We start from the raw sequence: 12,091 nt of genomic DNA, 5'->3' as shown, positions 1-12,091 counted from the left end.
TTAAACGGCACAAAATATTTTTCACAAACGCCGCCCTTGCACCCCAAAGCCGTTTGTTTTAAAGTAAGCCCCGTTCCCATATGGAAGAGAAACATGAAAATTACCGTCATCGGCGCAGGTTCGTGGGGTACAGCTCTCGCGTTGCACTTTGCGCACCACAACAATGAAGTCGCCCTTTGGACACGCAATCCCGACCAAATCCGCACCCTGCAAGCAGATCGTGAAAACAAACGCGGCCTGCCCGGCTTCCCTTTCCCTGAGTCCCTGACCGTTCACGCCGATTTGGGCGAAGCGCTGAAAGACAGCCAACTTGCCCTGATCGTTACCTCCGTAGCCGGCCTCAGAAGCAGCGCCGAGCTGCTCAAACAGCATAACGCCGCCGATATTCCCGTTCTCGCCGCCTGCAAAGGTTTTGAACAAGATACCGGCCTTTTGACTTTCCAAGTACTGAAAGAAGTCCTGCCTAACAATAAAAAAATCGGCGTTCTCTCAGGCCCGAGCTTTGCCCAAGAACTGGCCGCCCAACTGCCTTGCGCCGTCGTTCTCGCCTCCGAAAACAAAGAATGGGTGGAAGAAACCACCGCCCAACTGAACACCAACGTAATGCGCCTGTACGGCAGCACCGACGTCATCGGCGTTGCCGTGGGCGGTGCCGTTAAAAACGTCATGGCGATTGCCACCGGCCTTTCAGACGGCCTCGAATACGGCCTTAATGCACGCGCAGCCCTAGTAACGCGCGGCCTTGCCGAAATCACCCGCCTTGCCATCGCCATGGGCGCGCAACCCAAAACTATGATGGGTTTGGCCGGCATCGGCGACCTTATCCTGACCTGTACCGGCGCACTCTCGCGCAACCGCCGTGTCGGCCTCGGCCTTGCAGAAGGCAAAGAATTGCATCAAGTACTTGTCGAAATCGGCCACGTTTCCGAAGGCGTCAGCACCATCGAAGAAGTCTTCAATACTGCCGCCAAATACCAAATCGATATGCCCATCACCCAAACCCTGCTGCAACTCATCCGCAAAGAAATGACCCCGCAGCAAGTCGTTGAACGACTGATGGAACGAAGCGCGCGCTTCGAATAAACGGTCGCGCCGTCTGTCATTCAGACGGCCTGACGCACAATATGACGGCCATCAGGCCGTCTGAAGGGAAACACATGAACCAATCACTGAACAATCTGGAAATCAACGTTTACCAACTTGTCCAAAAATTTGAAACGCTGGTTTCAGAAAACCGCCGTCTCAACGAAGAAATCGACAGACTCAAACTCGAGCAAGAGCAACAAAAACGCCAACACGACGCAGCCATTGACGAACTCAGCGAAGCCTTGCTGGTTCAAGTCGGCAAACTCAAAGAAGACCTGCAAAGCAAAATTGACAGCCTGACCGTCGAAAAAGAAAACTACCGCAACGCACTGGCCCAAAGCGCAGACCAAATCCGCAGCCTCATTGCCCGACTGCCCCAAGAAACACAACAATAAAAGGACGCCCCGTGAGTATCGAACAAGTCAATCTCGACATCATGAATGTCAACTTCACCATCAACACGCCGAGTGAAGAAAAAGCCACCCTCCTGCAAGCCGTTGAAATGCTCAACAAAAAAAGCGACGCGATTAAAGAAAGCGGCCGCATCGTCGGCACGGACAAAATCGTCGTCATGGCAGCCCTCAACGTCGTACACGACCTTTTGAAAACAACCCTCAACGACGATTTGGCAATCGGTGAATTTGAGCGTAAAATAACCGACATGAGCAACGCGTGCCAAAAAGCACTGGCGCGCTTGGAGCAAAACTAATTTCCCCTTTTCCCTGCGGTGTTCGCGAAGGCATATATTCCTTTGAACCAATACGTTCGCTTTAGGTTGCCGGGAGTTGTAGTGGGCGCGAGCGTCCGTTTGCCGGACGCACCCGAAACTACCCGAGGTGACCGCCTTGTCAGCAAGGTTCAAGCGGATTCAGCCCAAACGGCACTCGTGGGGATTCCCTAAAAAAGCCATACCGAAAGGTGTGGCTTTCCCCTTTCCGAGTAAAGACTTTCGTAAAGATTTCCGGCCGTCTGAAAAAACCGCATATTCATGCATCAAACACGCTCAATTAAGATTGACAAAAACCAATCTCCTCTTTAAAATCCATAACTTTCTATATATATCTGGATTCCAACCATGAAAACCTTCTCTGCAAAACCCCATGAGGTGAAGCGCGAATGGTTCGTCATTGACGCAGAAGACAAAGTTCTGGGTCGTGTCGCAGCCGAAGTCGCACACCGTCTGCGCGGCAAACACAAACCCGAATACACCCCTCACGTTGATACCGGCGACTACATCATCGTCATCAATGCAGACAAACTGCGCGTGACCGGTGCTAAATTCGAAGACAAAAAATACTTCCGTCACTCTGGTTTCCCAGGCGGCATCTACGAGCGCACTTTCCGCGAAATGCAAGAGCAATTCCCTGGCCGCGCTTTGGAACAAGCCGTAAAAGGCATGTTGCCTAAAGGTCCTCTGGGCTACGCCATGATCAAAAAACTGAAAGTGTACGCCGGTGCCGAACATGGCCACGCTGCACAACAACCTAAAGTTTTGGAACTGAAATAATAAGGACACGACATGAACGGTAAATACTACTACGGCACAGGCCGCCGCAAAAGTTCAGTGGCTCGTGTATTCTTGACTAAAGGTACCGGCCAAATCATCGTAAACGGCCGTCCCGTTGACGAATTCTTCGCACGTGAAACCAGCCGCATGGTTGTACGTCAACCTCTGGTTCTGACTGAAAATGCCGAATCTTTCGACATCAAAGTTAACGTGACCGGCGGCGGCGAAACCGGTCAATCCGGCGCTATCCGTCACGGCATCACCCGCGCCCTGATCGACTTCGACGCAGCCCTGAAACCAGCCCTGTCTCAAGCAGGCTTCGTTACTCGCGATGCTCGTGAAGTTGAACGTAAAAAACCAGGTTTGCGCAAAGCACGTCGTGCAAAACAATTCTCCAAACGTTAATACGTTTTCAGAATCGAATCAAAAGCCTTGCTCTGCAAGGCTTTTTTCATTTATAAAACGATAATCCAATATCCCCCGTAATATATGATGAAAACCCTGCTCCACTACGCCAAATCATTGCTTCAGGCTGTGATTATCTTCATCTTCTTATCCCTGATTGTCGACTGGGTACGCAAACCCGACCAACCCTTACAATCAGCAGCACAAACCATCACTTTAACCGATGGGCAAACTACTTCCCTTCAATCCTTCAGCCAAAATCGGGTTGCCGTCGTTTATTTTTGGGGCAGCTGGTGTCGTATTTGTTCATACACATCATCAACCATAGAAAAGCTGCACCAAGACAATATCCCAACACTGGGCGTAGCCTTGCGCTCCGGAAGCAACGCAGACATTGCCCACCATATGCAACAAAACAATCTATCCTTTCCAAACGTCAATGATTCAGACGGCCTGATGGCTCAAAAATGGAACATAGCCGTCACACCAACCATTATCATATTAAAAGATGGAAAAATGATTCATCACACATCCGGACTTTCCAGCTACATCGGCTTAAAAATCAGAATTTACTTAGCAGACATCTTCGGCTAAATTCATTGAAAATCCACCAAAAATAGAAAATCCAAAGAATCATCTCCGCCGAATATATTTACCCTATTCCACTTCATAAATAAATAAACTATCCCTTTCCCAATAACATATGATTTTGTTGAGATTATAAAGAAAATAGACTAAGATATAACCATAAGAACAATTGGAAACATTATTATCAAAACAAACTGTTAGAGACCTTCATCTAATATTGTGGCCGTGATGCTTTTGTTCCCATAGACCCGGTTGCCGACGGCAGCCTTAAAACAGCAATATTCGCCTTTATTAATTTACCTCACGCTTCAACGGTTTGATTTTTGATAACCCCGGAGACTTAGTAATGCCCAACCAATCTAAACATGCATCTATCAATATCGGTCTGATTCAGGCAAGGGAAGCATTGATGACCCAATTCCGCCCTATTCTGAACCAAGCCAATATTACTGACCAGCAATGGCGTATCATCCGGCTCTTAGCGGAAAACGGCACACTCGACTTTCAAGATTTGGCCAATCAGGCCTGCATCCTCCGTCCCAGCCTGACCGGCATTCTGACCCGCTTGGAAAAAGCAGGTTTGGCCGTGCGCCTGAAGCCTTCCAACGACCAACGCCGCGTTTATCTGAAACTGACGCCCGAAGGCGAGAAACTCTATGAGTCCACCGGCGCATTGGTTGACGAGCGCTATGACGCAATTGAAAAAGTCCTTTCCAAAGAAAAAATGGCACAACTCAAAGAACTCTTGGCAGAGCTGGCAAAAATCGAACAGGCATTAAAATAAAGCGAGCCGGATGACAGATTCAACACACACACTCAAGAGATCCTTCCGAGATGCCATGGCCTCCTGTGCCGCCGGTGTACACGTTATCACGACAGACGGTGAAGCAGGGCGCTATGGCATTACCATGACTGCCGTCACTGCCGTTACCGACGAGCCGCCGACGGTCATTCTGTGCATCAACCGCCAATCCGCCATCATCCCCATCCTGCAGGGCAACCGCGATTTGTGTATCAACACGCTCAACGACAGCCAGCAGGATGTTGCCGAACACTTTGCCGGACTGACCGACCTCTCGCCCGAAGAACGCTTCGAATACCATATTTGGCATAGAGGGCAAACCGGACAGCTCGAAGTCGAAGGCGCGCTGGCGCACCTGCACGGCAGTATTGTCGATCAACGCGAAATCGGCACACATTACGTCTTTTTCGTTCAGATCAACGAAATCCGCAATACCGATGCGCAAGCGCCGGCATTGCTGTATTTCCGTAGGCAATTCAAATCTTTGGCATAAATAAAGGTCTCAGGCCGTCTGAAACATCTGTTTCATTTTTTCAGACGGCCTGAGACTTTTTCTGTTTCACACATTATAGGCACACCCATGAAAGCAATGATATTGGCCGCCGGTCGCGGCGAGCGTATGCGCCCTCTGACCGACCACACGCCCAAACCTTTACTCGAAGTAGCAGGTACGCCGCTTATCGGCTGGCACTTACGCCGCCTGCGGCAGGCCGGATTCACTGAAATCGTCATCAACCATGCCTGGCTTGGCCAGCAAATTGAAGACACCTTGAAAGACGGTTCAGCCTACGGCGTACACATTGCCTATTCTCCCGAACGCGCCGGAGGCCTGGAAACTGCCGGAGGCATTGCCACCGCCCTGCCGCTTTTGGGCAACGAGCCGTTTTTGGTCGTCAATGGCGACGTGTTGACCGACATTGATTTCCAAGCTGCACGACTGGCTGCCCAGCGCATACAGGAACACAACCTTCTCGCACATTTGTGGCTGGTGGACAATCCGCCCCATCATCCCGAAGGCGACTTCGGCCTGCTTTCAGACGGCCTGGTATCCGCATCATCCGCAGACGGCCAAGCCCTAACTTTCAGCGGCGTGGGCGTTTATCATCCCGCGCTTTTCAAAGACACTCCGGCACACCAGGCTGCCAAGCTTGCCCCTCTGTTGCGTCAAGCCATGAGCCAAAACCAAATCAGCGGCGAACACCACAACGGCCTTTGGTTGGACGTCGGCACAGTCGAACGCCTGCAAGAAGCCGACCGTATCGCCCAAAGCTGGTAAACAAAAGGGACGTATCCGATACGTCCCTTTTAATATTCAAGGCCGTCTGAAAACATTGATCAAACCATTTTCAGACGGCCTCAATCCATCAATCAAGCTTTGCCAATTTCTTTTCTTTCTTCATCCCCAACAGGCCATTGGCAATCATCACGCACAATCCCGACCAAATCAGTCCGTAGCCGATCAATGCGCCGCCCTGCACCGGCTCGTCCAGCCATACAATCGACACAATAAAAAGCAATACAGGCTCCAAATAGCTCAACATGCCGAACACTGCCACCGGCAGCAATTGATTCGCCTTCAAATTCAAATGCATGGATATTGCACTATTAAAACCCAGCAACACAATAAAAAAGATTAAAACTGGTTTGGCCGCAATCATCGCCGGCGTATCCGTTGCCAGCACAATATACGCCAACGCAAACGGCGTAATCATCATCAAATCAAAGGTCAGCCCTATTAAGGAAGGCACGCCCAGCTTGCGGCGCAGCAGATAATAAAACGGATAAGTACCGAACACCCAGACAGTCGTCCACGAAAACGCGCCCGACCGCACCAATTCACATGCCACGCCTGCACACGCCAAGATTACCGCCACCCTCTGCAAACGGTTCAAACGCTCTTTAAACCAAATCCGTCCACCCAGCATCATCGCCAAAAGAAACAGGAAATAACCCATGGCAATGTTTACTCCTTCCCCATTGACCGGCCCCCAGACAAACAGCCACAACTGGCTGGCAAATATCGGCGTCGGCAATACAATCAGCAGCCATCGTTTCCAATCCCGGCCGACGCCATAAGCAAAACGCATTGCCGCCTGCCAACCGTTGACCATCGTCATCAGCACGCACAAGGCCGACAGCATGGCAACCATGCGCCAGGCAAACACCTCTGTCCCCGTCATCGGCCGCATCCACATACCGTACAAAAACATCATGGAAAACAACAAATTGGACGCTACCGCAGCCAGCAAACCTTTGGATAAATTCGTCATTTCAGACGGCCTTTCATTGCACCGAAGCAGTCTAATGCATCAACCCTGCTTCACAATATCCGACAGCGGCCAGCGCGGCTTGACATTGAATGCACCGACAGCCTGACGCTCGGCAAGACGCATCGCGCCGGCAAAGGCAATCATTGCGCCGTTGTCGGTACAATATGCCATTGGTGGGAAATAAACATTGATTCTTTCTTCCTGCGGCTTGGGTTTGCCTTTTTCAGACGGCATTTTGACGGTCAAGCGCGAAAATTCATCGCGCAGTTTCCAGTTTGCACCCACACCGCCGGCAACCACCAAAGTTCTGAAACCGGTATCCAACAATGCTTTTTTGGCTTTGGCCGCCAACACATCGACTACCGCATCTTGGAAAGCGCGGCAAATGTTGTTGCGCGTCTGCTCGGGAATTTCATCGCTGCCGGTTTCGGCGCGGACTTTTTCGACAGCGGTCAAAACGGCGGTTTTCAAACCGGAAAAGCTCATCTGCAAATCGTGCGAATGCAGCATGGGGCGTGGGAACGTGAAGGCATCAGGCGTGCCGAGTTTGGCCAGCTCGGATAATTTGGCACCGCCGGGATAAGGCAGCCCCAACAGCTTGGCCGTTTTATCGAACGCTTCGCCTGCCGCATCATCCACACTCTCGCCCAGCAAGGTGTAATCGCCGATACCGCGTACAGCCATAAATTGCGTATGTCCGCCCGACACCAGCAAAGCGACAAATGGAAATTCAGGCTTGTCATCTGCCAACAAGGGCGAGAGCAAATGGCCTTCAAGATGGTGGACGGGGATAACGGGCTTGCCGATGGCAAATGCCAAAGCGTTGGCAAAGCCCGAACCGGCCAGCAATGCGCCGCCCAAGCCCGGGCCTTGCGTAAAGGCAACCGCGTCGATGTCGGCATAGCCTACGCCTGCTTCCTTCAAGCAACCTTGCGTCAACGGCACGACACGGCGGATATGGTCGCGGCTGGCCAATTCGGGGACAACGCCGCCGTATTCGGCGTGCATCGCCATTTGTGTGTGCAAATGATGCGCCAACAGGCCGCGCTCGGTGTCGTAGAGCGCAACGCCGGTTTCGTCGCAAGATGATTCAATTCCTAATACCAACATGGTTCGAAGCCGTCTGAAAAAATGATTAAAAACGATTCAGACGGCGTTTTCTCCGAAAACGGAAAAAGGCCGTCTGAAATAAAGTGCTGAATAAGCGGTTTACAAAGTGCCGTAAGAGTGCAGGCCGCTCAAGAACATATTCACGCCGATAAAGGCAAAGGCGGTAATGACCAGGCCGATGACCGCCCACCAAGCCAACACTTTGCCGCGCCAGCCTGCCACCAGCCGCAAATGCAACCAGATCGCGTAATTCAGCCAAACGATGAATGCCCAAGTCTCTTTCGGGTCCCAGCTCCAATAGCGGCCCCACGCATCGGCCGCCCACAATGCGCCGAGGATGGTGGCAATCGTGAAGAACAGGAAACCGACGGCAATCGCTTTGTACATGACTTCTTCAATGACTTGAGATTGCGGCAGCCATGATTTTTTGCCTGCATCTTCTTTTCTGAGTGCCAACAGTTCGGCAATACCCAGCATGGCGGCGATACAGAATGCGCCGTAGCCGATAAAGTTGGCCGGAACGTGGATTTTCATCCACCAAGACTGCAAAGCAGGAATCAGCGGCTGAATGGTATGCGCCTCGCGCGAAACGCTGTACCACAAGACAAATCCGACTACGACCGCCATAAAGCTGAAGACAAATCCGCCCAGTTTTTGTACGGCAAAACGGCCTTCGTAATAGAGGTACATCAGCGCCGTAATGACCAAGAACAAGATGAATACTTCGTAAAGGTTGGAAACCGGAATATGGCCGGCATCGGGACGCAGCAGATAGCTTTCATGCCAGCGTACCAGCAGGCCGACAAAGCCCGCCATCGCGGAAACCCACGCAAACATGCTCCCCATGCCCAAAAGCGTATTGGTCGGCACATTCTTGCGCACCGCCGCTATCGCGCCGACGATATAGGCAAACAAGGCAAAGAATACAAACGCGCATTGCCACATAATCGCCGACTGGCTGCTTAGCAGGTATTTGAGCAGGAAGCCGTCTGCGCGTTTGATGTCGCCGCCATACAAATCAACGGCAAAATACGCCAGGCATACGCCCACAGGGATAAACCAGCGCATCGGTTTGAAAAACCAACCCAGAAAAACGGCAATACCGGCACTCGCCCACAAAATCACCATTTCGTAGATGTCCATGTGCAGACCGACCTGGGTTTGGGCAATAAACGCACCGATGGCAATCAGCAGTGCGAATGCCCAGTCGAAGAGGTTAAGGTTTCGGATAAATGATTTGTGTGTCAGAAGCTCATGCTCGGGCAAGGCCTGATGTTTGTTATTCATGGTTCAAATCCTTGGCAAGCTGCTGCAATTGCCGTGTGTGTTGCGGAAATTCTTTCTGCAAGTCGCGTTCGTTGCGGCTGGAAGACATGGCAAAACGGATACGGCCGTCTGAAAACAGCAGCCAAGCGCGTTTTTCACGAATATAGAACATAAACACCGTACCCAACACCAGCAATACCGAACCCAGATACACCAAGAATGCGCCCGGCGAACGGGTCATCTGCAATCCGGAAGAGCGCACTTCGGAGTAGCCGTCCAATTGCAGCAACATCGGCGCAGGATACTCGGTCAAACCGGTGTACGCGTCCATTGCATGCAGCAGGAATCGGTTGCGCTTTTCGTCTTGCGGCCAAGCCGGCAGGTTGTATGTACTGATCGTGTCTTCCAAAGCGGCGTTCATCACGCCATAGAGCATCTCGTAGAAATAGCCCTGCATTTTTTCCTGCTGCTCTTTCGGAATATTGGTGGTAACAAATTTGTCCAAAGCCAAATAGCCGCCTTTGGCAAAAATCGACAAGGTATTTTCCGCCGCCGCCATAAATTGCTCGCGGATTTCGGCGGGTGCGCCTTTGACGGCGTTGGCAACGGTTTTACGGCGAGCCGCATCGTCTTTCAAATATTGGCGCAAAGCCATAAAGGTATCGATTTTACCGTTTTTATCCATCGGAATGCGCAACCAGCGGTATTGCTGCGCCAAGCCGCTGCGCGTGCCGGTAATGAAGAAATAGTCTTCATCTTGTTTCAGCGGCAACATATAGTTTTTATATTCGACCGCCTGCCCCGCTTTGTCGCGGATACGGTAAACGATAGACGGGCCGATATTGGTGTATTTTTTGTCTTCCTGACGGACGGAGCGTACATCATTAAGGGCGGATTTCAGGTTTTGCTCTTTTTCAGACGGCTCGCTCATGTCTTCGACGTTCATCGAAGTAAACTGGTCGAATTCCAGTTTATAAGAGGTCTTGCCCAAATCCAGCGGAAACTCGCGCATGGAAGTCGCTTTGAGTTTGACCGGCGTACGGTCTGCATCGGCCAGGTTCCACGCTTTAAACGTCAAGTCCGAGCCGCCGTCGGCAAAACTTGCCTGATAAACCGTAATACCGTGCAGCGTCAAAGGATGGTTGACGCGGATGGTGTGTTCGCTGACTTTGCCGGTTGCCTTGTCCGTGACTTCCAAGTCGCTGGCGAAATCGCGCGGCATACCGGTATCGTAAAAGTCGATATGGAATTTCTTCAATTTGACGGAAAACGGCAAGTCTTGCACGAGCATGCCGTTATCCGCATTCAGAAATACCACGTCCGCGCTCTGCCCTTCCGAAATATTGACATTGCCCCTAAACGACAAATTGGACGCCCCCAACACGCTTTCGGGCTTAAAGTCTTTGGCGTAAACCGCCGTATTGTCCGGCACGACCCGGCCGGTGAGCATGCCGATTTTAAGCAGGATGTTGCTGTCTATCAAACCGCCCAAACAAATCACAATCAGCGCGGCATGGGCAAAGATATAGCCCCATTTGTTCATCGCGCCTTTTTTCGCCGCCACCAAAACCGAACCGTCTTCACGCGTAACGGTTTTACAGCCGTAGCCCTGCACTTCCAAATAACGTTGCGCAACTTCGGGCGTTACCTGTCCGTCTAAAACGATGGAATGGCGCATTGCCGCCAGTGATTTTTCCTTCGCGTTTTCACGGAAGGAACGAATCTCGCGCAAAAACGGCGGAACATTGCGAATCAGGCACAATCCGGTGGAAATCACCAAAAACATCATGATGACAACGAACCACGCCGAGGCGTACACGTCGTACAGGCCCAAAAAGCCGAAAATCTGCGACCAAAACGGGCCGAATTTCACCAAATAATCGACTTGTGGCTGGTTTTGCTGCAAGACCGTACCGATAATCGAAGCTACGCCCAACAGGCTGAGCAGGGCGACGGCAAAACGCATGGAGCTGAAAAAGGCAAACCATGGTCTACGGATGAGTGGGACGGATGATGAAGATTTACTCATGTTTCAACTGTCGGCTTTGAACAACCCAATAAATCGGGCTGCGATGGACGTTATGATGCGAAAGGAAGAATACTGCATATTGTAGTAAAAATCTTGCTGTCGCTATTTGAAAAAACCAATCAGGCTTATCGGCATATATTGGCTAAGGCCGTCTGAAGAGTTTTCAGACGGCCTGTATCAATAAGCTCGTTTCAAAACGAAATTAGTGCAAACCTTGAATGAAGTTGGCTACTGCGTTCAACTCTTCTTCGCTCAGGCGGTTGGCAATATCCGCCATGATGGCGTTTTTGCGTTGGCCGGATTGGTAAGCTTTCATTTGCTCGACAACGTAAGCTTTGTGTTGGCCGCCCAGACGAGGATAGGCTTGGATTTCAGTACCGCCGCCAGGGATACCTGCGCCGCTAGGACCGTGGCAAGACATACATGCCGGCAGTTTTTTAGCGCTCAGGCCGCCACGATAGATTTTCGCGCCCAGCTCTGGGTTTTCTTTAGGATTGGCTTCGCCCGGTTTGCCTTGTTGTTTGGCATAGTAGGCGGCAGCGTCGCGGATGTCTTGTTCGGACAAGTTCATCACCATCGGTTTCATCACGCCGGCAGCACCATGCGAACGGGTACCGTCTTTGATGGCCATGGTTTGGCCGTAGACGTAGGCCGCAGCCTGACCTGCCAGTTTAGGATAAGTTGCGATACCGCTGTTACCATCGGCTGCGTGACACGCCGCACAGATAGTAGTCGCTACCTGTTTGCCTTTTTCAGCATCTGCTTTAGGGGCAGCGGAAACCGCACCGGCAGCCAATACCAAGGCCAATAAAGTCAATCGTTTCATGGAGTGCTCCTGATTACAGCATTGCGTACCGCGTCAATGCCTTTTTTATACTCAAATACCGGGGAATTTTCCCGATTAAAACCGATAATTCTATAAACGTGCTATTCTATACCAAGTTTACATTAAATTACTACTCAAATTACCAAACTGCTGCAACATAAATGCCCGATACAAATTATGATGTTGCAGTTTTGTTTCCATG

The 12,091-nt window shown here is 51.1% G+C and carries 14 protein-coding genes and 1 other RNA gene; 10 read left to right on the top strand and 5 right to left on the bottom strand.

Annotation, left to right across the window (positions count from 1 at the left end):
- Positions 1-93: 93 nt before the first annotated feature.
- From ACTHUT_RS08525 to murU, 10 genes are all read left to right on the top strand, one after another.
- The gene (locus ACTHUT_RS08525) at positions 94-1,083 is read left to right on the top strand and encodes an NAD(P)H-dependent glycerol-3-phosphate dehydrogenase (RefSeq protein ID WP_440377337.1); all 990 of its coding nucleotides are present in this window, start codon (positions 94-96) and stop codon (positions 1,081-1,083) included.
- A gap of 74 nt (positions 1,084-1,157) precedes the next feature.
- A complete protein-coding gene (locus ACTHUT_RS08520) occupies positions 1,158-1,481 on the top strand; it encodes a hypothetical protein (RefSeq protein ID WP_036492772.1) in 324 nt (107 codons plus the stop codon).
- 11 nt (positions 1,482-1,492) lie between these two features.
- Positions 1,493-1,795 (top strand): cell division protein ZapA, encoded by a 303-nt coding sequence (locus ACTHUT_RS08515; RefSeq protein ID WP_315611552.1) that lies wholly within the window; start codon positions 1,493-1,495, stop codon positions 1,793-1,795.
- Between the two features lie 7 nt (positions 1,796-1,802).
- A non-coding RNA gene (gene ssrS / locus ACTHUT_RS08510) (6S RNA) lies at positions 1,803-1,983 on the top strand.
- Between the two features lie 178 nt (positions 1,984-2,161).
- Positions 2,162-2,593 carry a 50S ribosomal protein L13 gene (gene rplM, locus ACTHUT_RS08505; RefSeq protein WP_003684605.1) on the top strand — a complete coding sequence of 144 codons (432 nt, stop codon included), beginning with the start codon at positions 2,162-2,164 and terminating at the stop codon, positions 2,591-2,593.
- A gap of 12 nt (positions 2,594-2,605) precedes the next feature.
- Positions 2,606-2,998, top strand: a complete 393-nt coding sequence (rpsI, locus tag ACTHUT_RS08500) for a 30S ribosomal protein S9 (RefSeq protein ID WP_003681515.1) — start codon at positions 2,606-2,608, stop codon at positions 2,996-2,998.
- Positions 2,999-3,082: 84 nt separating this feature from the next.
- Positions 3,083-3,592, top strand: coding sequence for a protein disulfide oxidoreductase (locus ACTHUT_RS08495; protein ID WP_440418731.1), 510 nt, complete (start codon positions 3,083-3,085; stop codon positions 3,590-3,592).
- 340 nt (positions 3,593-3,932) lie between these two features.
- Entirely contained in the window at positions 3,933-4,370 is a 438-nt protein-coding gene (gene hpaR / locus ACTHUT_RS08490; RefSeq protein ID WP_003681518.1) for a homoprotocatechuate degradation operon regulator HpaR, read from the top strand.
- A gap of 10 nt (positions 4,371-4,380) precedes the next feature.
- Positions 4,381-4,881, top strand: a complete 501-nt coding sequence (gene hpaC, locus ACTHUT_RS08485) for a 4-hydroxyphenylacetate 3-monooxygenase, reductase component (protein WP_440386476.1) — start codon at positions 4,381-4,383, stop codon at positions 4,879-4,881.
- 87 nt (positions 4,882-4,968) lie between these two features.
- Complete coding sequence (gene murU, locus ACTHUT_RS08480) at positions 4,969-5,664, top strand: N-acetylmuramate alpha-1-phosphate uridylyltransferase MurU (RefSeq protein ID WP_440386475.1); 696 nt, start codon at positions 4,969-4,971, stop codon at positions 5,662-5,664.
- A gap of 88 nt (positions 5,665-5,752) precedes the next feature.
- On the opposite strand, the gene rarD is transcribed toward murU, so the two are convergent.
- The 5 genes from rarD to ACTHUT_RS08455 form a co-directional block, all read right to left on the bottom strand.
- Positions 5,753-6,658: an EamA family transporter RarD gene (gene rarD / locus ACTHUT_RS08475; RefSeq protein ID WP_440386474.1), complete on the bottom strand. Its 906-nt coding sequence runs from the start codon at positions 6,656-6,658 to the stop codon at positions 5,753-5,755.
- Positions 6,659-6,697: 39 nt separating this feature from the next.
- Complete coding sequence (gene tsaD, locus ACTHUT_RS08470) at positions 6,698-7,768, bottom strand: tRNA (adenosine(37)-N6)-threonylcarbamoyltransferase complex transferase subunit TsaD (protein ID WP_440386473.1); 1,071 nt, start codon at positions 7,766-7,768, stop codon at positions 6,698-6,700.
- Positions 7,769-7,867: 99 nt separating this feature from the next.
- Complete coding sequence (gene ccsB / locus ACTHUT_RS08465; protein WP_440386472.1) at positions 7,868-9,055, bottom strand: c-type cytochrome biogenesis protein CcsB; 1,188 nt, start codon at positions 9,053-9,055, stop codon at positions 7,868-7,870.
- The gene (locus tag ACTHUT_RS08460) at positions 9,048-11,000 is read right to left on the bottom strand and encodes a cytochrome c biogenesis protein ResB (RefSeq protein ID WP_440386548.1); all 1,953 of its coding nucleotides are present in this window, start codon (positions 10,998-11,000) and stop codon (positions 9,048-9,050) included. Before ACTHUT_RS08460 ends, ccsB begins: the two co-directional genes overlap by 8 nt.
- Positions 11,001-11,265: 265 nt before the next feature.
- Complete coding sequence (locus ACTHUT_RS08455) at positions 11,266-11,889, bottom strand: c-type cytochrome (protein ID WP_036492747.1); 624 nt, start codon at positions 11,887-11,889, stop codon at positions 11,266-11,268.
- Positions 11,890-12,091: the final 202 nt, after the last annotated feature.

The sequence above is a fragment of the Neisseria sp. P0022.S010 genome, assembly GCF_051956635.1.
The sequence above is the reverse complement of the archived record's forward strand: the minus strand, read 5'-3'. Positions and strand labels throughout refer to the sequence as shown.

Excerpts from the sequence above, each read along its gene's own strand:
- rarD (WP_440386474.1), bottom strand. The coding sequence starts at position 6,658 with ATGACGAATTTATCCAAAGGTTTGCTGGCTGCGGTAGCGTCCAATTTG.
- ACTHUT_RS08460 (WP_440386548.1), bottom strand. The coding sequence starts at position 11,000 with ATGCGTTTTGCCGTCGCCCTGCTCAGCCTGTTGGGCGTAGCTTCGATT.
- rpsI (WP_003681515.1), top strand. The coding sequence starts at position 2,606 with ATGAACGGTAAATACTACTACGGCACAGGCCGCCGCAAAAGTTCAGTG.
- ACTHUT_RS08520 (WP_036492772.1), top strand. The coding sequence starts at position 1,158 with ATGAACCAATCACTGAACAATCTGGAAATCAACGTTTACCAACTTGTC.
- ACTHUT_RS08525 (WP_440377337.1), top strand. The coding sequence starts at position 94 with ATGAAAATTACCGTCATCGGCGCAGGTTCGTGGGGTACAGCTCTCGCG.
- ccsB (WP_440386472.1), bottom strand. The coding sequence starts at position 9,055 with ATGAATAACAAACATCAGGCCTTGCCCGAGCATGAGCTTCTGACACAC.
- tsaD (WP_440386473.1), bottom strand. The coding sequence starts at position 7,768 with ATGTTGGTATTAGGAATTGAATCATCTTGCGACGAAACCGGCGTTGCG.
- hpaC (WP_440386476.1), top strand. The coding sequence starts at position 4,381 with ATGACAGATTCAACACACACACTCAAGAGATCCTTCCGAGATGCCATG.
- hpaR (WP_003681518.1), top strand. The coding sequence starts at position 3,933 with ATGCCCAACCAATCTAAACATGCATCTATCAATATCGGTCTGATTCAG.
- murU (WP_440386475.1), top strand. The coding sequence starts at position 4,969 with ATGAAAGCAATGATATTGGCCGCCGGTCGCGGCGAGCGTATGCGCCCT.
- ACTHUT_RS08495 (WP_440418731.1), top strand. The coding sequence starts at position 3,083 with ATGATGAAAACCCTGCTCCACTACGCCAAATCATTGCTTCAGGCTGTG.
- rplM (WP_003684605.1), top strand. The coding sequence starts at position 2,162 with ATGAAAACCTTCTCTGCAAAACCCCATGAGGTGAAGCGCGAATGGTTC.
- ACTHUT_RS08455 (WP_036492747.1), bottom strand. The coding sequence starts at position 11,889 with ATGAAACGATTGACTTTATTGGCCTTGGTATTGGCTGCCGGTGCGGTT.